Below are 20,010 nucleotides of genomic sequence, written 5' to 3'. Positions count from 1 at the left end.
TGGTGCTCCTTCCAACGGAGTGCTGATAGCGCGCCGCGCTCTGCAATTGAACCGTCCAGACGATCCTTCGAAGGGGATGAACATGACGCCGCTCGCTTTGGCCCCGCCGACGGCGGAACCGGTCACGCTCACCGAGGCCCGGCAATTCCTGCGCCTGGACCTGAACGACGAGGACGATCTGCTCGCCACCTTGATCACAGCCGCGCGGCTGATGATCGAGGCGGCGGCGGGCCGCTGCCTGATCGAGCAGCCCTGGCGCATCGTTCTTGATCGCTGGCCCGGCAATGGCGAGATCAGGCTGCCGCTGTCACCGATCGCCCGGATCGAGGCGGCGCGGGTCTACGATGTGCTCGGGGCGCCGCAACCGGTCGCCGCGGCGGCGCTCACGCTGGACAGGAGCGCCGACCCTCCGCTGGTCCGCGTGACCGGGGAGCTTCCGGAGATCGGCCGCAATCACGGCGCGATCGAGATCGACATCGTTGCCGGATACGGGGCGACGGCCGCCGCCGTTCCCGCTCCGCTGCGCCAGGCCGTGCTGATATTGGCCGCCCGCTGGTTCGAGGAGCGGGGCGACGTCGCCAGCCGCGATGCGCGGGCTTTGCCGAGCGCGGTCGCCGCGCTGGTGGCCCCGTTCCGCCGTGGAAGGCTCTGAGTCATGGCGAGTGCTGTTGGAGCTCCGATTGGCCGGCTGAGGCGTCGACTCACGCTGGAGGCACCCGTCGCCACGCCGGACGAACTCGGAGGGGCGACCCAAGTCTTCGAACCGGTCGCTGCCTTCTGGGCGCAGATCGAATGGCTCACGGGCACCGAGCAGTGGCGACAGGGGCGCCCGGAGCAGGTTGCGACCCACCGCGTGACGCTGCGCTGGCGTGGCGATCTCGATGCCGGCAAGCGGCTACGTGACGGAAATCGCATTTTCGACATCCGAGCGGTTGCCGATCCCGACGGTTCGCGTCGGCGCCTCATCTGCCTGGTGGAAGAGGTGAAGCCATGAGCGACGCGATCCTGGCTCTGCGCGCGGCGATTCAGGCTCGTCTGACGGCCGATCCTGCGCTGACGGCGCTGATCGGTCCCGGACGCATCCATGACGCGGCGCCGCGCGCGGCGCGCGGTCTCTATGTCGTCCATGGCGATGTCGAGGCCCGCGACTGGTCCACCGGGAGTGACCGTGGCTGCGAGCAGGAATTCGTGCTCGTCGTCTGGGCGGCACAGAGCGCCTCCTCGCGGCAGGCTTTGGAGGCGGCAAGGCTGATCGTCGGCGCGCTCGACGATGCCGAACTCACTTTGGAAGGGCACGCCCTCGTCAATCTGCGCTGGCTGTCGAGCCGGCTCGCTCGCGAGCCGCGCACCGGACTCGGCCAACTGACGATCCGCTTCCGTGCGGTCACCGAAACACCCTGACATCGGCAACACCCCAATCGTGGAAGGAGAAGCCGCATGGCGGCACAGAAAGGCAAGGATCTGCTGCTCAAGGCGGCGGATGGCACCGGCGCTTTCGTCACCGTGGCGGGGTTGAGGGCGCGGCAGATCGCGTTCAACGCCGAGACCGTCGATGTGACCCACTCGGAATCGGCCGGACGCTGGCGCGAATTGCTGGCCGGGGCGGGTGTGCGCCGCGCCAGCATCAGCGGCTCCGGCATCTTCAAGGATGAGACTTCGGATGCTCTCGTGCGGCAGAGCTTTTTCGACGGCGTCATCCGGGATTGGCAGGTCGTCGTGCCGGATTTCGGGACGATCGCCGGTCCCTTCCAGCTGACGAGCCTCGAATACCGCGGCGATCACGCCGGAGAGGTCACCTTCGACCTTTCGCTGGAATCCGCTGGCTTGCTCGCTTTCGCGGCACTCTGAGGAGGGGACGATGGCCAATCGTCATCGTGGCGAGACCACGCTCATGGTTGCGGGCGATGCCCTGCCGATGCGGCTGACGCTGGGCGCGCTCGCCGAGCTCGAGCACGCATTCGCCGTCGACAGCCTGCCGGCTCTCGGCGAGCGCTTCATCGATGGCCGGCTCTCGGCCCGCGACATCATCCGGATCCTTGCGGCCGGCTTGCGGGGCGCGGGCAGCGCGATCCGGGATGAGGACGTGGCGGGCCTGTCCTTCGACGGAGGCTTGAGCGGAGCGATCAAGGCCGCGATCGCGCTGCTCGAAGCCACCTTCGGCGAGGGCGATACTGGCCGCCCTCCGCAGCCGCCGGGGGCGTGAAACCGCCGGCGGCCTTTCCCTGGAACGACGTCATGGCTTTCGGGCTCGGGCGGCTGGCCTGGCCGCCCGGGCAGTTCTGGGCGGCGACGCCGCGCGAGATCGCAGCCGCACTGAAGGCGCATCGCAGTGCCGAAGCCGGCGTCACGGACCGCGCAGTCCTCTCTGCGCTGATGGCCGCCTATCCAGACAGCTGACGGCAAATCCTGAATCAATTTCTGAAGAGGATGATCATGGCCAGCGACGATGGCGTCGATTCCGACCGTCTGTCCGATCTGCGGACAATGGATACGCTGACTCAATCTCTGAACAGGTCTTCGGAAAGCTTTGGTAAATCGATCGTAAATGCATTCTCCCGCGGCGTCGTCGAGGGCAAGCGCTTCGAGGATGTTCTGCGCAGCGTTGGCCGTTCGATGACGGACAGCCTGCTCAAGACGGCTCTCAAGCCGCTCCAGACCGGCCTTTCCAATTTAATCGGCGCCGGTATGAAAAGTCTTACAGGCTTATTCAGCGGGGGCTTGGCCTCGTCCGGTGGGAGCGTTTCGGTCGCGCCCTTCGCGGAGGGCGGCATCGTTGCCTCCCCATCCTATTTCCCGACGGGGCGCGGGCTCGGCCTGATGGGCGAGCGCGGCGCCGAGGCGATCATGCCGCTGTCGCGCGGCCCCGACGGACGGCTGGGCGTGCGGGCGGCAGGCAGTGGCTCGGCGCGGCCGCTCAGTGTTGTCGTGCAGGTCTCGACGCCCGATGCCGAGAGCTTCCGCCGCTCGGAAGCGCAGATTTCGGCCGCGATCGCCCGCGCTGTCGCGCGCGGCAGCCGCGCGCTCTGAGCGGAGAGCATCATGACCGATTTTCACGAGATCCGTTTTCCGACGGACGTGGCGCGTGGCGCGCGCGGCGGGCCGGAACGTCAGACCCAGATCGTCACGCTCGCCTCGGGCCGCGAGGTTCGCAACAGCCGCTGGGCTCATTCCCGGCGCCGCTATGACGCCGGGCTCGGCGTGCGCAGCTTCGATGCCTTGGCGGCCGTCATCAGCTTCTTCGAGGAGCGCCGCGGCAGGCTTTATGGTTTCCGCTGGCGCGACCAGCTCGACTGGAAGAGTTCCCCGCCCTCGCGGGAGCCAGCCGCGACGGATCAGGTCATCGGGGTCGGAGACGGCGCCACGGCGGTCTTCCAGCTCTGCAAAACCTACGGTGCGGGCGCATCCGCCTACAACCGGACGATCGCCAAGCCCTGCGAGGGCACCGTCCGGATCGCGCTCGATGGCGTCGAGCAGCCGATGGCGAACTTCGCCTGCGACACCGCGACCGGGCGTGTCACCTTCGCGCCGGGCGCGATCCCGCCGCCAGGCGCGACCGTGACCGCCGGCTTCGCCTTCGACGTGCCCGTGCGCTTCGACATCGATGCGATCGACGTCGATCTCTCGGCTTTCGAGGCCGGTGAGATCCCGCGCATCCCCGTCGTCGAGATCCTGCCTTGAGGTCCCACCATGCGCGATATCCCCGCCGCTCTCGCCGCCCATGTCGAGGGCGGAGCGACCACCTTGTGCCGCTGCTGGAGCTTGACGCGCCGCGACGGGCTGGTGCTCGGCTTCACCGATCATGACCGGGCGCTTGCCTTCGATGGCCTGATCTATGCGGCGGCGACCGGGCTGGAGGCCGCGGAGACGACGGCCGAGCTCGGTTTCGCGATTGGTGGCGGCGATGTCGCCGGTGCTTTCGCGGCATCGGGCCTGAACGAGGCCGATCTCGCACGTGGGCTCTATGACGATGTGCCCGTCCGCATCTGGCTGGTCAACTGGGCTGAGCCCGAGCAAAGGCTGCTGCTCGATGAGGGCTTTGTCGGCGAGGTCCGGCGCGGCGAGCACGGCTTCACGGCCGAGCTCCGCAGCGTCGCCAAGGCCTTCGACGAGGAGCGAGGACGCCTCTATCTGCGCTCCTGCTCGGCTGATCTGGGCGACGCGCGCTGCGGCGTCGCGCTGGCGCCGGTTGCTGCTGAAGTCAGTGCGAGCGATGGCCGCCTGACCCTGACTGCCGAGGGACTCGCTTCCTACCCCGATGGCCATTTCACCGGCGGGCGGCTTGGCTTCACCGGCGGAGCCAATGCCGGCTTCGCCACCGAGGTGAAGCGGCACGGCATCGAAGGCGATCGCGCGGTCTTCCAGCTCTGGCAGGCACCGGCCGCTGCGATCCGCGCCGGCGACGCTTTCAGCGTCACGCCGGGCTGCGACAAGAGCTTCGCCACCTGTCGGACGAAATTCGGCAACGGCGTCAATTTCCGCGGCTTCCCACACATGCCGACGACGGATTTCATCATCGGCGGCGTCCGCCCCGGCGATGGCGCGCTCGATGGCGGGAGCCTGTTCCGATGAGGCGCGACGAGATCGTCGAGACGGCGCGTCTGTGGCTCGGTACGCCCTATCATCATCAAGCCTCGCTGCGCGGCGTCGGCTGCGATTGCCTCGGCCTCGTCAGGGGTATCTGGCGCGATCTGCTTGGCGATGAGCCGGAGGCGCCACCGCCCTACTCACCCTCCTGGGCCGAAAGCCTACAGCAGGAGACGCTGGCGGGGGCGGCGCTGCGCCATCTCGTGCCGGTTGCGATCGGAGCCGAACGACCGGGCGACGTACTGCTCTTCCGCTGGCGCGAGCATCTGCCGGCCAAGCACTGCGCCATCCTGAGCGAGCCGGATCGCATCATCCACGCCCATGACGGGGCAGCCATCGCCGAGGTCGCCTTCACGCCCTGGTGGCGGCGCCATCTCAGCCATGCCTTTTCCTTCCCCGGAGTGACCGACTGATGGCGACGCTTCTTCTCCAGGTCGCGGGTGCGGCACTCGGCACCGCGCTGGGCGGGCCGGTCGGCGGCGCCATCGGCCAGGCGCTCGGCGGCTTGGCCGGTGCGACGATCGATCAGGCCTGGCTCGGCGGCGCCGGTGGCAACAAGGTCGTCGAAGGGCCGCGCCTGAAGGAGGTGAATGGTCTCGCTGCGACCGAGGGCGCGCCGATCCCGCGCGTCTATGGTCGCGCGCGCCTCGGCGGCCAGCTCATCTGGGCGACGCGCTTCGAGGAGGAGGTCACCGTCTCGGTCAAGCGCAGCAAGAGCGGTGGCAAGGGGGGGCGCTCGAAGAAGACTTACGAGACGACCTATAGCTACCACGCCAATCTCGCGATCGGCCTTTGTGAGGGGCCGATCGCCTTCATCAGGCGCATCTGGGTTGACGGGCGCGAGCTCGACGTCAGCACCGTCGCGATGCGCGTGCATCATGGGCACGAAACCCAGGAACCCGATCCGCTCATCGCCGCGAAGGAGGCGGGCGAAGCGCCGGCCTATCGCGGCCTCGCCTATGTCGTGTTCGAGCGCTTCCCGCTCGCGGACTACGGCAATCGCGTGCCCCAGTTCGATTTCGAGATCGTGCGTGCGGTCGAGGGGCTGGGCGGCATGATCCGCGCCGTCTCGCTGATCCCGGGTGCCGGCGAATTCGTCTACGACACGCGGCCCGTCAGCCACGAGCCCGAGCCGGGCGCCAGCGAGAGCCTGACGCGCCACCAGCTCTATGGTGGCTCGGACGTCGATACGGCGCTCGGCCATCTCCTCGCGCTCTGCCCGAACCTGCGCTCCGTTTCGCTCGTGGTGTCCTGGTTCGGCGACGACCTCCGCGCCGGTTCCTGCAGCATCGCGCCGCGCGTCGAGATTCCGCACAAGCCGACGGTCGGCGCCGACTGGTCGGCCGCCGGGCTGACGCGCGCTTCGGCCCGCATCGTCAGTCAGATCGACGGCCGCCCGGCCTTCGGCGGCACACCCTCGGATGAGAGTGTGATCGCGTTGATCCGGCGCCTGCGTTTCGACTACCGGCTCGAAGTCGTCCTCTATCCCTTCCTGATGATGGATATCCCTGCTGACAACGCCAGGCCGGATCCCCGGTCGCGTGGGGCCAGCCAGCCGCGCTATCCCTGGCGCGGACGGATCACGTGCGAGCCTGCATCCGGCCGCCCCGGCAGCGCAGACGGCGCAGACGTTGCAGCGGCGCAGATCGCTTCCTTTGTCGGCACGGTCGGTCCGGCCGATATGTCGCTCGCGGGCAACGCGATCGACTGCGCCAAGCCCGACGAGTGGTCCTACCGCCGTCAGATCATGCATTGCGCGATGCTGGCGCAGGCCGCGGGTGGCGTGGAAGGTTTTGTGATCGGCTCGGAACTGGTTGGACTGACGCATCTGCGCGGTGCGTCGGGCTATCCGATGGCCGGCCACCTCGTCGGGATCGCTCAGGACGTCAAAACCATCCTGCCGGCCGCGACCCTGACCTATGCCGCTGACTGGACCGAGTACGGTGCCGATGTCCGTGACGGCGGTCAGGACATCGACTTTCCGCTCGATCCGCTTTGGGCCTCGCCGGCGATTGGCGCTATTGGCATCGATTACTATCCGCCGCTGTCGGATTGGCGTGATTCCGGCGAACACGCCGATGCTGCCATAGCGCGCGGGCCCGCCGATCTCGCCTATCTCCGCGATCGGCTGACTGCCGGCGAGGCCTATGACTGGTACTATGCCAGTGAAGATGGCCGCGCCGCGCAGGCGAGGCTGCCGATCACGGATGGCCCCTATGGGAAGCCTTGGCTGTTTCGGCCCAAGGATCTGCGTGGCTGGTGGAGCAACTCGCACATCCGGCGCTCGGGCGGCGTCGAGACCTTCGCCACGTCTTTCGTGCCGGGCGCGAAGCCGATCTGGCTGACCGAGATCGGCATCCCGGCCGTCGACAAGGGCGCCAATGCGCCCCATGTCTTTCCCGATACGCGCTCGGCCGAAGGCGGCTTCCCACCTTCCTCCAGCGGTGCACGCGACGATCTGGTGCAGGCGCGCGGGCTGGAAGCGATCATCTCCGGTTTCGATCCAGCCCGCCTCGGCTTCGATCCCGCGCACAATCCGATCCATCCGGGCACTGGCGTCCGCATGGTCGATCCGGCGCACATCGTCGTCTGGAACTGGGATGCGCGACCATTCCCGGCTTTCCCCGACCTCGGCGGCATCTGGGCCGACGGCGCCAATTTCGAGACGGGGCACTGGCTGAACGGTCGCCTCGAAGGGACGCCGGTCGATCGCCTCATCGCCAGGCTGCTCGGCGATTTTGGCCTGCCAGGTGCAGACGGCATGGCCGTGGACGGCTTCGTGGACGGTTATGTGCTCGACCGCCCGCTTTCCGCCCGCCAGGCGCTCGAGCCGCTGGCCCAGACCTTCGGCTTCGATGCGGTGATGAGCGCGGGGCGCCTGCGCTTCGAAGGGAGAGGCGGCAAGGTCTCGCGGCTGCTCGGCCCCGACGACTTCGTTGCGGATCGTGAGGGCGAGCTCTTCACTCTGCGCCGCAGTCAGGAAACGGAGCTGCCGCTCGAACTGCGCCTCGGCTTCAGCGATAGCGAGAATGACTACCGCAATGCCGGAGCGCGCTCGCGCCGCCTGGCCGGGGCGGCCCGCCGCGAGGTCGCGGTCGAGACGGCGATCGTGACCCGCTCTGCCGAGGCCCAGCGACTGGCCGACCAGCGCCTGCAGGAGGCTTGGGCGGCGCGCGAGACGTTGGAATGCGAGCTGTCGCCGCGCTGCCTCGATCTGGAGCCGGGGGATGTCGTCTCCGTGCCGGTCGATGCGGGGCGCCGTCTGTTCCGGATCATGCGCATCGCCGATGGCCCGACCCCGCAAATCAGCGCGCGTGCGGTCGAGCCGGCGATCTACGCCAGCGCCGGCGCGAAGGGTGGAGCTCGTCCGCCGCGGACGCCACCGGCCTTGCCGGGCCGGCCCCTCGTCGTTCCGCTCGCCTTGCCGATTGTTGCGGTACAGCCGCCGGCATTGCTTTCGCTCGGGGCCTTCGCATCGCCCTGGCCGGGGGCGCTGGCGATCTGGAGCGCCGACGAGGCCGGCTTGTTCGATCTCAGTGGCTTCGTCGAGGCTCCCTCGATCATCGGCGAAACACTGACCGAGCTCCCGCCAGGGCCGCTCTGGCGAACCGATCGGCGTGCCGTGCTCGAGGTTCGGTTGCGCGGCGGCGTCCTGTCGTCAGTGTCGCCGGGTGCAGCGCTCGCAGGCGCCAACGCATTGGCCTTAATTGGCGAGGACGGCGAGGTCGAGATCGTCACGGTGGCGCAGGTCGATCTCATCGGTCCGCAGCGCTTCCGCCTCTCGAATTTCGTCCGCGGTATCGGTGGATCGGAAGCGGCTGCTTCGCGCCATCTGCCGGCCGGGGCTCGCGTCGTCGTTCTCGATGGAGCGGCGGTGACGCTGGCGACCGATTTGTCCGATATCGGCAAGCAACGGCGCTACCGCATCGGCCCGGCGCGCCACGATGTCGGCGACCCGACGATGACGGAGGTGACGACCGAGGTGAGAAGCGACGCGCTGCTGCCGCTTTCTCCAGTCCGGGCAAAGGCGCGGCGTTCCGAAGCCGGCATCCGTCTGAGTTGGGTGCGGCGCACCCGTAGCGACGGTGATTCGTGGGATCTGGCCGAGGTGCCGGTCGGCGAGGAAAGCGAACGCTACGAAATCCGCGTCCTCGACGGCGAGCTGCCGATTCATGCCGAAATCGTGAACGCGCCCGAAGGGTTTTATCCGGCTGCGCAGGAGCTTGCGTATTTCGGTTCGCAGCAGAAGGAACTCTCATTGTCTCTGGCCCAACTCAGCACAACCGTGGGGCGAGGACGTGAAGGGCGTGGACGGATCGCCGTGGCATGATCTATTCTAGGTTGTGGTCGGGGTGATGCATTCATGGCCCATTCACGCGGATGGGATTAGCCCATGTCGATGATGCTGGTCGAACCGATCCTTGCTTTCGCGCTCTTGACCTCGTCGCCGATGCCGATCATCCGCGTCGACGATGCGACGCCGATGTCTTGCCTTTCCTCGGACGAGACGCGTGACGCCGTTGCCGAAGGCCGGGTCATGCAGCCGGCCGAAGCCTCGCGCCATGCCCGCCATGCGGCGCCGGGCGAGGTGGTCCGCATCAGGCTCTGTCGGCAGGGCGAGGATTTCGTCTATGTCGTCACGACGCTGAAGCGCGATGGGCGCGTCGCACGCGTGACGCTGGAAGGACAATCCGGCAAGATCGCCACCATCCGCTGACCGCTTGCTGGCATCTGCACAAACTGGAGCAAACCAACCGTGAGACTGCTCGTCGTCGAGGACGACAAGGACCTCAACCGCCAGATCGTGACCGCGCTGGAGAATGCCGGCTACGCCGTCGACAAGGCTTTCGACGGCGAGGAGGGGCTCTATCTCGGCGAGACCGAGCCCTATGACGCCATCATCCTCGACCTCGGCTTGCCGAAGGTCGATGGCGTCGCCGTGCTGCAGGGCTGGCGCCGGGCTGGCAAGACCATGCCGGTGCTGATCCTGACGGCGCGCGATCGCTGGAGCGACAAGGTCGGGGGCTTCGACGCTGGTGCGGACGACTATGTCGTCAAGCCGTTCCATGTCGAAGAGCTGCTGGCGCGTGTCCGCGCTTTGCTGCGCCGCGCGGCCGGCCATGCAACCTCGGAACTCGTCTGTGGGCCGGTTCGGCTCGATACGCGCGCGAGCCGCGTGGTGGTCGACGGCAACCCGGTGAAGTTGACCTCGCACGAGTATCGGCTGCTCTCCTACCTGATGCACCACCAGGGGCGGGTCGTCTCTCGCACGGAGCTGGTAGAACACCTCTACGATCAGGATTTCGACCGTGATTCGAACACGATCGAGGTTTTTGTCGGCCGCCTGCGCAAGAAGCTCGGCGTCGAGATCATCGAGACCGTCCGGGGCCTCGGCTATATCGCCGCTGCTCCGGAAAAGGTCTGATCGCGGGAGATGGTCCTCAAATCCCATCGCTATTCGCTGGGAGCGCGGCTCTTCCTCTCGGCGGCGTTTTGCTGCGTCCTGATCCTGGTCCTGGCCGGTGTCGGCCTCACCACCTTCTACCGTCGCTCGGCCGAGCGTGGCTTTGACGAGCGGCTCTCGGTCTATATCAAGCAGCTCGTCGCCGATCTCGCCGCGCCGCCGGAAACGGAACGCCAGACGATTGGCGATCTCGGCGAGCCGCGCTTCGATCTGCCGCTGACCGGCTGGTATTGGCAGATCACCCGCCTCGATGGCGAGCGGCCCAATGTGCGCGCCTCGCGCTCGCTGGTTGGCGGCCAGTTGCCGAAGCTCCTCGACCAGTCGATCACGCCCAACAGCCGCGGCCTGCGCGAGAGCTATGTCTCCGGCCCGGACGATCGCCTGCTGCGCATTCTCGAGCGCGAGATCGATGTCGGAGAGGACGGTCGTTTCACCGTCGCCGTCGCCGCGCCGGCCGACGAGATCGAAGGCGATATCCAGGATTTCCGCTTCGCGCTGGCGATGACCTTCCTGCTGCTCGGTCTCGCGCTCGTCGCCTCGACGCTTGTCCAGGTCCGGTTCGGTCTGCGCCCGCTGGTTCGGCTGCGGGCCGCGGTCGGCTCGGTGCGAACGGGCGAGAGCCCGCGCATCCCGGGCCAGTATCCGCCCGATCTGACGCCGCTCGCCAGCGAGCTCAACCAGCTGATCGATGCCAATCACGAGATTCTGGACCGCGCCCGCACGCAGGTCGGCAACCTCGCCCATGCCCTCAAGACGCCGCTCAGCGTCATGATGAACGAGGCAGGCTCGGGCGAAGGGCAACTCCCGCAGACCGTCCGAACCCAGGCCGCGATCATGCGGGATCAGGTGCAATATTATCTCGACCGGGCGCGAGCCGCTGCGCTGTCCGGCGCGCTCGGCGGCATCACCGAGGTGGTTCCGTCGGTTGAAGCGCTTCTGCGGACCTTCATGAAGATCTCCCAGGACAGGGAGATCGCCGGCTCGCACACCGTTCCGAAGACGCTGCGCTTCCGCGGCGAGAAGCAGGATCTCGAGGAAATGCTCGGCAATCTGCTCGACAACGCCTTCAAATGGGCGGCGTCCCGGGTCGAGGTCTCGCTGGAGGGCGGCGAGGCCGATGATGAGAAGATGGCATTGCTGATCGACGACGATGGTCCGGGCCTCCCGGACGGTGCCATGGCGGAAGTGCTGAAGCGCGGCCACCGGCTTGACGAGGCGACGCCGGGTTCCGGCCTCGGATTGTCGATTGTCGTCGATCTCGCCAAGCTCTATCGCGGCGAGCTGACGCTGCAGCGTTCGCCGTTGGGCGGGTTGCGCGCGCGGCTCGTCCTGCCTTCGATCTAGAGTAGTTCCGCGTTTCTTCGAATCGCGAAAATGCTCTAGGCCTTTGTTTTAACGCATTTTCTTCACGCGAACCGGTGTCCACTTCGCTCGAAAATGCTCTAGATCAAATCCAAGCCCGCGTGACCCTTTGTCGCCATGAACTCGACCGGCCGATTCGCTAAGAACGCCCCATGGTGATCTGGACGATCTTTGCGGCGATGACGGGAGCGGCGATCTTCGCCTTGCTCCGGCCGCTCAGTCACGGCCAGATTCAGGATTTTGCCGATATCGCAGACGCCAAAAGCCTGTATCGCGCGCAGCTCAAGGAGATCGACCGCGATCTCGGCCGCAAGCTGATCGCCGAGTCGGAAGCGGAAGCGGCACGTGCCGAGGCGGCGCGCCGCCTGCTGCGGGCCGCTAACGACGAGGCGAGCCCTTCGGGCGAGACCGAGCCCTCCTTGCGTCGCCGCCGTGCCAGCTCCGCCCTGATGCTGTCGGTCGTGCCGCTCCTCGCCTTGTTGGTCTACGGGCTCTACGGCTCGCCCGGCTTCTCCGACCAGCCGCTGGCCGCGCGGCTCGAGAAGGCCGGGCCACAGCAGGATTTCGCCGTTGTCCTGGCACGCATGGAGGCCCATCTCGCGGCCAATCCGACCGATGCCAAGGGCTGGTCGCTGATCGCGCCGATCTATCTGAGGCAGGGACGTTACGACGAGGCGGTCAAAGCTTTCGCGGCGACGGTTCGCTATGGCAAGCCCGATACCGATCTGCTCGCCGGGCTCGGCGAAGCCCGCATTCTCGAAGCGGGTGGCATCGTGACGGCCGCCGCGCGGGAAGCGTTGGCGGAAGCGGTTAAGCTCGACCCGAGGAATGCGCGAGCACGTTACTACCTTGCTCTCGGCAAGGAGCAGGATGGTGATGGGGAGGGCGCATTGTCCGCTCTGCAACAGCTCCTCGCGGATGCGCCGCCACAGGCGGAATGGGCCGGCGCCGTGCGCGCCCGCATCGAGCAGATGCAGGCGGATGCCGGGCGCAAGGCGGTCGCGGCCTTGCCGGAGGCCGAACGTCAGCAGGCGATCAAGGGCATGGTGGACGGCTTGGCCGCGCGGCTGGCCGACGGCGGCGGAACGCTGCCCGAATGGAGCCGCCTGATCCGTGCCCGCGCTGTCCTCGGCGATCGGGATGCCGCCGTGCAAGCGGTGAAGACGGCGCGCGAGCGGCTGTCACAGGACCGGGCCGCGCTTGCGGCCATCGATGCCCTGGCCGATGAATTGGCGTTGAAGGAAGCCAAGCCGTGAGTGTCGCCCAGCCTACCCGTCCCATGCCGGCCAAGCGCCGCCTGACCCGGAAGCAGCGCCGCCTCGCGCTGATCGCGGCGGCTGGCGCCGTGCTGTTCTTCGCGGCGGGCCTCGTACTGTTCGCGATGCGCGACACGATCGTCTTCTTCTACGGTCCGACCGAGATCGTCGAGAAGGGCGTATCTCCCGGCACGCGCATGCGCCTCGGAGGCCTCGTCGAAGCGGGTTCCGTCCAACGCGGAGCGGACCGGCGCGTCACCTTCGCGGTCACCGACGGCAAGACCGCGATGACGGTCGCCTATCGCGGGCTGCTGCCGGACCTGTTCCGCGAAGGCCAGGGCGTGGTGACCGAGGGCGTCTTCGAAGGGGCAGGGCGCTTCAAGGCGGATTCGGTGCTGGCCAAGCATGACGAGACCTATATGCCGCGCGAAGTCGCCGACACGCTGAAGAAGCAAGGGCATTGGCAGCCCGGCGGCGCTGGAGCGCCCGCATCGCCAGCGGCCAAGCCGTGAGCCGGGCATGATCGTCGAAATCGGTCATTATGCGCTGGCGCTCGCGCTCGGCGTCTCCATCATCCAGACGCTGGTGCCGTTCTGGGGCGTCGTGCGTCATGACAGGGCGCTGGCGTCGGTCGGCAGCAGCGCGGCGCTGATCAGCTTCGCGCTGGTCGCGTTCTCGTTCGCGGCATTGGTCGCGTCCTATGTCCGCTCGGATTTCTCGGTGGCGAACGTCGTTGCGAATTCCCATTCGACGCAGCCGCTGATCTACAAATTCACCTCGGTCTGGGGCAACCACGAGGGCTCGATGCTGCTCTGGGTGCTGATCCTGACCCTGTTCGGGGCGCTGGTCGCGCTGTCGCGCAACTCGCTGCCGCCGCGGCTGCGGGCCGGGACGCTGGCTGTGCAGGGGCTGGTGGCCGTGGCCTTCCTCGCCTTTCTGCTGCTGACCTCGAACCCGTTCCAGCGCCTGGTGCAGGCCCCGGCGGAAGGGCAGGATCTCAACCCGATCCTGCAGGACCTCGGCCTCGCGATCCATCCGCCGTTGCTTTACATCGGCTATGTCGGCTTCTCGATCACCTACGCCTTCGCCGTTGCCGCCCTGATCGACGGGCGCATCGATGCGATGTGGGCGCGCGCCGTCAGGCCCTGGACGCTGCTGGCCTGGACCTTCCTGACGCTGGGCATCGCGATGGGCTCCTACTGGGCCTATTACGAACTGGGCTGGGGCGGCTGGTGGTTCTGGGACCCGGTCGAGAACGCCTCCTTCATGCCCTGGCTCGCCGGCACGGCCCTGATCCACTCGACCGTGGTGATGGAGAAGCGCGACGCGCTCAAGGTCTGGACGATCCTGCTGGCGATCCTGACCTTCTCGCTCTCGCTGCTCGGCACCTTCATCGTTCGATCCGGCGTGCTGACCTCGGTGCATTCCTTCGCCAGCGATCCGGCGCGCGGTCTGTTCATCCTCTTCATTCTGGTCTTCTTCGTCGGCGGCTCGCTTGCGCTCTTCGCCTGGCGCGCGCCTTTGCTGCGACAGGGCGGGCTGTTCGCGCCGATCTCCCGGGAGGGAGCGCTGGTCGTCAACAACATCTTCCTCGCCACGGCCTGCGCCACCGTCTTCGTCGGCACGCTCTATCCGCTGGTGCTGGAGATGCTGACCGGCGACAAGATTTCGGTCGGCGCGCCCTTCTACAACGCGACCTTCATCCCGGTGATGGTGCCGCTGCTGCTGATCCTGCCGATCGGCCAGTCGCTTGCCTGGAAGCGCGGTGACCTGCTCGGCGCCGCGCAGCGCAATGCTGCCGCCTTCGGGGTGGCGGTGCTGACAGCACTCGCCGTGATCGCGTTCACCCGTGGCGGGCCGGTTCTGGCGCCGCTCGGAGTCGGGCTCGGCGTCTTCCTGATCCTGGGCGCGGCGGTCGATCTCGGTGAGCGCATCGTGGCGCGCGCCAGCGGCTGGAAGGCGATGCTGTCGCGCGCCAAGGGCCTGCCGCGCTCGGCCTGGGGCACGGCGCTGGCGCATGCGGGCATCGGCGTCAGCATCATCGGCATCGCCGCTGCGGCCTGGAGCAGCGAGGCGATCACGGTCCTCAAGCCGGGCGAGCGTCTGACAAGCGGGCGCTATACGATCGTGCTGGAGGGCGTCACCCCCCGGACCGGCCCGAATTTCCGTGCCGAGGTCGCCCGTTTCCAGCTCTTCTCGGGTGATAGGGAGCTGGCACCGCTCGAGGCATCGAAGCGCATCTATACCGCTCGGAGCATGCCGACGACTGAAGCCGGAATCCGTACCGATGGGCTAAGCCAGGCCTATGTCAGTCTTGGTGAGGCGCAGGATGGCGGCGTCGCCGTGCGGCTCTACGACAAGCCGCTGATCCTGCTGATCTGGATCGGCTCGATCATCATGGCGCTCGGGGGCGGCCTCTCGCTTACGGACCGGCGCTTCCGGCTGGCCGCGCCGAAGCGTGCTGCGCCGGCCGTAGCCGCGCCCCAGCCGGCGGAGTAGGCCGATGCGCCGGATCGTCCTCGCCATCGGTTTTGCTGTTCTGACGGCCGTCGGAGCTTCGGCGGTGCAGCCGGACGAAGTGCTGCCGAACCCTGCGCTGGAGCAGCGGGCACGCGCCATTTCCGGTGGCTTGCGCTGCCTCGTTTGCCAGAACCAGTCGATCGACGATTCGGATGCGCCGCTGGCGCGCGATCTGCGCCTGCTCGTACGGGAAAGGCTCGTCGCCGGCGACAGCGACAAGGCGGTGGTCGATTTCGTCGTCGCCCGTTATGGCGATTTCGTGCTGCTGCGACCGCCGTTCAATACGCGCACGGCTTTGCTCTGGGCGGCGCCCTTCGCGATCCTGCTCTTTGCCTTCTTCTTTGTCTGGCGCCTGGCCCGTCGTCGCCTGGTCCCGGCTGTGGAACCCGTGCGGCTCTCGGCCGAGGAAGAGGCCAAGCTTGCGGCCTTGGTAGCGCCCGAGGACAGCGCTAGTAAGTGAGCCTGCAGGAGCGCGTCAGCTCCTGCGCGAAAACATGCTCGCTCGCCCCGGAGACGCCATACATGATTCGCCCGTTCTGCGACGGTTGCGGCGAGGCATAAGTGGCATAGGTTCGGGCAAAGCAGGCCGCATTGCTGCCCGAATAGCCGTGGCGGGCGGCCAGGGCGAGGCCAATGCGCTGGGCGATGGCTGGAGAATGCCCGGTCCCGCTGGCTCTGCCACTTCCTCGTGCCATTTGCCGCACCGCCAGATCCTGCAACCGATCGATGCCGCAGCGGGAGCGCTGCTCGGCATTGTAGGCGGGGGTCGAGGCGGCATACCAGCCGCGCCGGCCGTTCGGCTTCTCGACGACGACGGCATGTTTCGCGAAGACGCGAGCGTAGCAGTCGGCGTTTTCATATCCCCGTGCCTGCGCTACCCGCAGCCCGGCACTATAGGCCGAGCCCTGCTGCGCGAAGGCTGGCCCGCTCAGGCAGGCCGCGACGAACGAAATTCCCCAGATGATACGCATCGGCATCTTCCCCCAACCCTGACGTAGGGGGCATCGCCGGGCCGCTGTTCGTCAAGACGGGGCGGGCGGCCTTCCCATCGAATCTTACGAAACCGTCATCCTCAGGCCAAAGCCGCGTAAGGCGGCCGGCTCCATGGTCCTCGTCACGAGCAGGGGAAAATCCTGACGCCCACGAGGTTCAAACCATGACGACACAGAACGAGACCCGTAAGTCCATCCTGAAGCGCGGCGCCCTTCTCGCCGGCACCGCTGTCCTCGGCATCGGCCTCGCGGCCGGCATTGCCGACAGCGCCCTGATGCAGAATCACAATGCCATCGCCCAGCCGATCCAGCTCTCCGGCACGCAGAACGCGCTGCCCTCCTTCGCCGACCTCGTCGATAAGGTGAAGCCGGCGGTCGTCTCCGTCCGCGTCAAGACGCAGGGCGCTGCCGAGAATGGCGAGCAGAGCCTCGACGACCTGCCGCCGGAGCTGCGCCGCTTCTTCCGCGGGCCCGGCGAGAACGACCGTCCGAACAAGCCGCAGCCGCGCCAGGGCATGGCCCAGGGCTCGGGCTTCTTCGTCAGCCAGGATGGCTATGTCGTGACCAACAACCACGTCGTCGAGAACGCCGTGGAGGTCCAGCTCGTCACCGACTCCGGCAAGACGCTGGACGCCAAGGTCGTCGGCACCGATCCGCGCACCGACCTCGCCCTGTTGAAGGTCAAGGACGCCGGTGACTACGCCTATGTGAAGCTCGCCGAAGGCAAGGCCCGCATCGGCGACTGGGTGCTGGCGATCGGCAATCCCTTCGGCCTCGGCGGCACGGTCACGGCCGGCATCGTCTCGGCCCAGGGTCGTGACATCGGCTCGGGTCCCTATGACGACTTCATCCAGATCGACGCGCCGATCAACCGCGGCAACTCGGGTGGCCCGACCTTCAACCAGAATGGCGAAGTCGTCGGTGTGAACACCGCGATCTACTCGCCTTCCGGCGGCAATGTCGGCATCGCCTTCGCGATCCCGGCCTCCACCGTCAAGCAGGTGGTGGACTCGCTGAAGAAGGACGGCACGGTGGCACGCGGCTTCATTGGCGTGCAGATCCAGCCGGTCACCAACGAGATGGCTGATGCCATCGGCCTGAAGGAAGCCAAGGGCGCGCTCGTCGCCGAGGCGCAGGGCAATGGCCCCGCCGCCAAGGCCGGCATCCGTCGCGGCGACACCATCACCGCGGTCAATGGCGAGGCGATCAAGGACGCCCGTGACCTGTCCCGCAAGATCGCGACCTTCGCCCCTGGCACCAAGGCCACGATCACCCTGTTCCGCGAAGGCAAGTCCCGGGACGTGACCTTCGAGGTTGGCCGCCAGCCGGCGGCGTAAACGAAGCAGGCAGGTCCCTTCGGTTTTCTGTCGCCCCAGCCGAGGGACCTTGCCGTCGCGGCGGCAGGCCGGATGCGTATCCTCCGGCCTGCCGTTTTTTTGTTTCGAAGCATTTTCGAGCGAAGTGGACACCGGTTCGCGTGAAGAAAATGCGATAAGCAAAAGGACAGAGCAAAGGCCGGTCCGTTTGGATCGGCATTTGCTCTGAGCTAGGGTTCGCCCATGCGACTCCTGATCGTCGAAGATGATGCCGAGGCTGCGGCCTATCTGACCAAGGCGTTCCGCGAGGTCGGCCACGTTGCCGACCATGCTGCGGACGGCCTGCAGGGCTACGCCATGGCCGAAGGCGGCGGCTATGACGTGCTGGTCGTCGATCGCATGCTGCCGCGCCTCGACGGTCTCTCCCTGATCCGCTCCTTGCGCGAGCAGAAGGACGAGACGCCGGCGCTCATCCTGTCGGCGCTGGCCCAGGTCGATGACCGGGTGAAGGGCCTGCGTGCCGGCGGCGACGATTATCTGCCCAAGCCCTATGCCTTTTCCGAACTGCTGGCGCGTGTCGAGGTGCTGGCACGTCGGCGCGGCGCTCCCGCCTCCGAGCCGACGACCTATCGCGTCGGTGAACTGGTGCTTGATCGGCTCGCCCATCGCGTCACCCGCGAGGGGCAGGAGATTGTCCTGCAGCCGCGCGAGTTCCGCCTGCTCGAATATCTGATGAAGCATGCTGGGCAGGTGGTGACCCGCACCATGCTGCTCGAGAACGTCTGGGACTATCACTTCGACCCCCAGACCAATGTCATCGACGTGCATGTCAGCCGCCTGCGCGCCAAGGTCGACAAGGGTTTCGAGCAGCCGATGATCCATACCATCCGCGGCGCGGGATACATGGTCCGTGACAACGCCCGCTGACGCCAAAGCATTTTCGAGCGAAGTGGCGACCGGTTCGCGTGAAGAAAATGCGGCAAGACAAGAGCTTGGAGCCGTTCCGCATCTCGAGGAGGTGCGGAATGGCTCCAGGCCGCGCAAGCGCCAGAAACTCCTACCGACCCTGTTCCGTACGACGGCCTTCAAGCTGACGGCGGCCTATCTCGTCATCTTCGCGCTCTTCGCCGCCTTCGTGCTGGGCTATGTCGCCTGGAACGCGCAGCGCCTGCTGACCGACCAGATCCGCTCGACCATCGACGCGGAGATCCAGGGCCTGGCCGAGCAGCAGCGCCAGGGCGGCATCCGGCGGCTGGTCAACATCATCGAGCGCCGCTCGCGGGCGCCGGGCGCCTCGCTCTACCTCGTCACGACTCCAGTGGGCGAGCGCATCGCCGGCAATGTCGAGGCGCTCCCGCCCGGGACGCTGGATCGCACCGGCGAGAGCGAGATCGAATATGCCCGCTCCAGCGAGACCGTCGACACGCCGAGCCATGCGCTCGTGCGTGTCTTCATGCTGCCGGCCGGGTTCCGCCTTCTCGTCGGCCGCGATCTTGAGGAGCGGGACCGGCTTGGCGCCGTGATCCGCCGCGCGGCCGGTTGGTCGGCGGCGCTGGTCTTCATCCTCGGCTGCTTCGCGAGCTGGTTCGTGGCCCGCCGCGTGCTGAAGCGCATCGACGACATGAGCGAGACGGCGCACGGCATCATGGAAGGTGATCTGAAGGGGCGCCTCGCCATCACTGGCACCGGCGACGAGCTTGATCGTCTCGCGCTCAATCTCAACGCCATGCTCGACCGCATCGGCGAGCTGATGGCGGGCATGCAGCAGGTCACCGACAACATCGCCCATGACCTCAAGACACCGCTGACTCGCCTGCGCAACCGGGCCGAGGAGGCGCTCCGCAGCGCCCAGTCGCCGGATGAGCTGCGGGGTGCGCTCGACGGTGCCATTGAGGAGGCGGACAACCTGATCCGCGTCTTCAACGCCTTGTTGATGATCGCGCGCCTGGAAGCGGGCCGGATCAGCGAGAACATGGCCGAGCTCGATCTCTCGGAGATCGTCTCCGGCATGGCCGAGCTCTATGAGCCGCTGGCCGAGGAGGCCGGGCTTGCATTGGAATGCGTGGTCGAGCCCGGCCTGCAGATTTTCGGCAATCGCGAGCTGATCGGCCAGGCGCTCGCCAATCTGATCGACAACGCGCTGAAATATGGTGGCCCGGAGCAGGGCGGCGACGGCACCGTGGCGGTGGCCGCGACGCGCAACGGGTCGGAGATCGAGCTTTCCGTTGCCGACCACGGACCGGGCATCCCCGAGGCCGACCGCGGGCGCGTGCTCGACCGTTTCGTGAGGCTCGATACCAGCCGCAGCAAACCGGGATTCGGCCTTGGGCTGTCGCTGGCGTCCGGCGTGGTCCGGTTGCATGGCGGCCAGCTGCGTCTGGAAGACAACGCCCCCGGCCTGCGTGTCGTCATCGCGCTGCCGGCGGCCGAGCCCAAGCCTGTGGAAACGCAAGGTGTTTCCGGGCCTGAAAGCTCGACAGCCGTCTCAAACCCTGCTGGCGTGCCGTCCCTCTGAA

The 20,010-nt window shown here is 67.3% G+C and carries 21 protein-coding genes and 1 pseudogene; 21 read left to right on the top strand and 1 reads right to left on the bottom strand.

Translation table 11 applies throughout. The annotated features are described in order from the left end of the window. Positions 1–82 precede the first annotated feature (82 nt). From FQV39_RS11020 to FQV39_RS10935, 18 genes are all read left to right on the top strand, one after another. A complete protein-coding gene (locus FQV39_RS11020) occupies positions 83–652 on the top strand; it encodes a head-tail connector protein (RefSeq protein WP_187640245.1) in 570 nt (189 codons plus the stop codon). Positions 653–655: 3 nt separating this feature from the next. Continuing rightward, on the top strand, positions 656–994 hold the full coding sequence (locus FQV39_RS11015; protein ID WP_149130325.1) for a phage head closure protein: 339 nt from the start codon (positions 656–658) through the stop codon (positions 992–994). After that, positions 991–1,401, top strand: coding sequence for a DUF3168 domain-containing protein (locus FQV39_RS11010; RefSeq protein WP_149130324.1), 411 nt, complete (start codon positions 991–993; stop codon positions 1,399–1,401). The genes FQV39_RS11015 and FQV39_RS11010 overlap by 4 nt, the downstream gene beginning before the upstream one ends. 36 nt (positions 1,402–1,437) lie before the next feature. After that, positions 1,438–1,848 carry a phage major tail protein, TP901-1 family gene (locus FQV39_RS11005; RefSeq protein WP_149130323.1) on the top strand — a complete coding sequence of 137 codons (411 nt, stop codon included), beginning with the start codon at positions 1,438–1,440 and terminating at the stop codon, positions 1,846–1,848. Positions 1,849–1,858: 10 nt separating this feature from the next. Next, on the top strand, positions 1,859–2,203 hold the full coding sequence (locus FQV39_RS11000) for a gene transfer agent family protein (protein WP_149130322.1): 345 nt from the start codon (positions 1,859–1,861) through the stop codon (positions 2,201–2,203). Further along, entirely contained in the window at positions 2,200–2,397 is a 198-nt protein-coding gene (locus FQV39_RS10995) for a phage tail assembly chaperone (RefSeq protein ID WP_149130321.1), read from the top strand. Before FQV39_RS11000 ends, FQV39_RS10995 begins: the two co-directional genes overlap by 4 nt. Before the next feature lie 36 nt (positions 2,398–2,433). Continuing rightward, positions 2,434–3,027, top strand: coding sequence for a phage tail tape measure protein (locus FQV39_RS10990; protein ID WP_149130320.1), 594 nt, complete (start codon positions 2,434–2,436; stop codon positions 3,025–3,027). A gap of 9 nt (positions 3,028–3,036) precedes the next feature. After that, entirely contained in the window at positions 3,037–3,678 is a 642-nt protein-coding gene (locus FQV39_RS10985; RefSeq protein ID WP_149130319.1) for a DUF2460 domain-containing protein, read from the top strand. A gap of 9 nt (positions 3,679–3,687) precedes the next feature. Further along, complete coding sequence (locus tag FQV39_RS10980; RefSeq protein ID WP_149130318.1) at positions 3,688–4,569, top strand: DUF2163 domain-containing protein; 882 nt, start codon at positions 3,688–3,690, stop codon at positions 4,567–4,569. Continuing rightward, a complete protein-coding gene (locus FQV39_RS10975; protein WP_149130317.1) occupies positions 4,566–4,997 on the top strand; it encodes a C40 family peptidase in 432 nt (143 codons plus the stop codon). The genes FQV39_RS10980 and FQV39_RS10975 overlap by 4 nt, the downstream gene beginning before the upstream one ends. Beyond that, positions 4,997–8,914, top strand: coding sequence for a baseplate multidomain protein megatron (locus FQV39_RS10970; RefSeq protein WP_149130316.1), 3,918 nt, complete (start codon positions 4,997–4,999; stop codon positions 8,912–8,914). Before FQV39_RS10975 ends, FQV39_RS10970 begins: the two co-directional genes overlap by 1 nt. A gap of 63 nt (positions 8,915–8,977) precedes the next feature. Next, positions 8,978–9,301, top strand: coding sequence for a PepSY domain-containing protein (locus FQV39_RS10965; RefSeq protein ID WP_149130315.1), 324 nt, complete (start codon positions 8,978–8,980; stop codon positions 9,299–9,301). A 39-nt stretch (positions 9,302–9,340) separates the two neighbouring features. Further along, a complete protein-coding gene (locus FQV39_RS10960; protein ID WP_149130314.1) occupies positions 9,341–10,009 on the top strand; it encodes a response regulator transcription factor in 669 nt (222 codons plus the stop codon). Between the two features lie 9 nt (positions 10,010–10,018). After that, positions 10,019–11,392, top strand: coding sequence for a sensor histidine kinase (locus FQV39_RS10955; protein ID WP_149130313.1), 1,374 nt, complete (start codon positions 10,019–10,021; stop codon positions 11,390–11,392). Positions 11,393–11,562: 170 nt separating this feature from the next. Beyond that, complete coding sequence (gene ccmI, locus FQV39_RS10950) at positions 11,563–12,666, top strand: c-type cytochrome biogenesis protein CcmI (RefSeq protein WP_149130312.1); 1,104 nt, start codon at positions 11,563–11,565, stop codon at positions 12,664–12,666. A 41-nt stretch (positions 12,667–12,707) separates the two neighbouring features. Further along, positions 12,708–13,178 (top strand): cytochrome c maturation protein CcmE, encoded by a 471-nt coding sequence (ccmE, locus tag FQV39_RS10945; RefSeq protein WP_149133782.1) that lies wholly within the window; start codon positions 12,708–12,710, stop codon positions 13,176–13,178. A gap of 7 nt (positions 13,179–13,185) precedes the next feature. Continuing rightward, a complete protein-coding gene (locus FQV39_RS10940; RefSeq protein WP_149130311.1) occupies positions 13,186–15,165 on the top strand; it encodes a heme lyase CcmF/NrfE family subunit in 1,980 nt (659 codons plus the stop codon). 4 nt (positions 15,166–15,169) lie between these two features. Beyond that, positions 15,170–15,646, top strand: a complete 477-nt coding sequence (locus FQV39_RS10935; RefSeq protein WP_149130310.1) for a cytochrome c-type biogenesis protein — start codon at positions 15,170–15,172, stop codon at positions 15,644–15,646. Here the strand turns inward: FQV39_RS10935 and FQV39_RS10930 are convergent. Further along, complete coding sequence (locus FQV39_RS10930) at positions 15,636–16,157, bottom strand: hypothetical protein (protein ID WP_149130309.1); 522 nt, start codon at positions 16,155–16,157, stop codon at positions 15,636–15,638. The two genes, FQV39_RS10935 and FQV39_RS10930, sit on opposite strands and share 11 nt — an antisense overlap. A 185-nt stretch (positions 16,158–16,342) precedes the next feature. On the opposite strand from FQV39_RS10930, the pseudogene FQV39_RS10925 reads away from it, so the two are divergent. The 3 genes and pseudogenes from FQV39_RS10925 to FQV39_RS10915 all read left to right on the top strand — a co-directional run. Further along, positions 16,343–17,509: pseudogene (locus FQV39_RS10925) on the top strand (trypsin-like peptidase domain-containing protein); the annotation flags it as partial. 228 nt (positions 17,510–17,737) lie between these two features. Beyond that, a complete protein-coding gene (locus FQV39_RS10920) occupies positions 17,738–18,421 on the top strand; it encodes a response regulator transcription factor (RefSeq protein WP_149130308.1) in 684 nt (227 codons plus the stop codon). A gap of 91 nt (positions 18,422–18,512) precedes the next feature. Beyond that, complete coding sequence (locus FQV39_RS10915; protein ID WP_149133780.1) at positions 18,513–20,009, top strand: HAMP domain-containing sensor histidine kinase; 1,497 nt, start codon at positions 18,513–18,515, stop codon at positions 20,007–20,009. Position 20,010: the final 1 nt, after the last annotated feature.

The sequence above is a fragment of the Bosea sp. F3-2 genome (assembly GCF_008253865.1).
Classification (GTDB): domain Bacteria; phylum Pseudomonadota; class Alphaproteobacteria; order Rhizobiales; family Beijerinckiaceae; genus Allobosea.
This window is presented reverse-complemented; position numbering and strand designations above follow the sequence as displayed.

Coding starts and splice junctions, on each gene's coding strand:
- FQV39_RS11020 (WP_187640245.1), top strand. CDS start 83: ATGACGCCGCTCGCTTTGGCCCCGCCGACGGCGGAACCGGTCACGCTC.
- FQV39_RS11015 (WP_149130325.1), top strand. CDS start 656: ATGGCGAGTGCTGTTGGAGCTCCGATTGGCCGGCTGAGGCGTCGACTC.
- FQV39_RS11010 (WP_149130324.1), top strand. CDS start 991: ATGAGCGACGCGATCCTGGCTCTGCGCGCGGCGATTCAGGCTCGTCTG.
- FQV39_RS11005 (WP_149130323.1), top strand. CDS start 1,438: ATGGCGGCACAGAAAGGCAAGGATCTGCTGCTCAAGGCGGCGGATGGC.
- FQV39_RS11000 (WP_149130322.1), top strand. CDS start 1,859: ATGGCCAATCGTCATCGTGGCGAGACCACGCTCATGGTTGCGGGCGAT.
- FQV39_RS10990 (WP_149130320.1), top strand. CDS start 2,434: ATGGCCAGCGACGATGGCGTCGATTCCGACCGTCTGTCCGATCTGCGG.
- FQV39_RS10980 (WP_149130318.1), top strand. CDS start 3,688: ATGCGCGATATCCCCGCCGCTCTCGCCGCCCATGTCGAGGGCGGAGCG.
- FQV39_RS10975 (WP_149130317.1), top strand. CDS start 4,566: ATGAGGCGCGACGAGATCGTCGAGACGGCGCGTCTGTGGCTCGGTACG.
- FQV39_RS10970 (WP_149130316.1), top strand. CDS start 4,997: ATGGCGACGCTTCTTCTCCAGGTCGCGGGTGCGGCACTCGGCACCGCG.
- FQV39_RS10965 (WP_149130315.1), top strand. CDS start 8,978: ATGTCGATGATGCTGGTCGAACCGATCCTTGCTTTCGCGCTCTTGACC.
- FQV39_RS10955 (WP_149130313.1), top strand. CDS start 10,019: ATGGTCCTCAAATCCCATCGCTATTCGCTGGGAGCGCGGCTCTTCCTC.
- ccmI (WP_149130312.1), top strand. CDS start 11,563: ATGGTGATCTGGACGATCTTTGCGGCGATGACGGGAGCGGCGATCTTC.
- FQV39_RS10940 (WP_149130311.1), top strand. CDS start 13,186: ATGATCGTCGAAATCGGTCATTATGCGCTGGCGCTCGCGCTCGGCGTC.
- FQV39_RS10935 (WP_149130310.1), top strand. CDS start 15,170: ATGCGCCGGATCGTCCTCGCCATCGGTTTTGCTGTTCTGACGGCCGTC.
- FQV39_RS10930 (WP_149130309.1), bottom strand. CDS start 16,157: ATGCGTATCATCTGGGGAATTTCGTTCGTCGCGGCCTGCCTGAGCGGG.
- FQV39_RS10920 (WP_149130308.1), top strand. CDS start 17,738: ATGCGACTCCTGATCGTCGAAGATGATGCCGAGGCTGCGGCCTATCTG.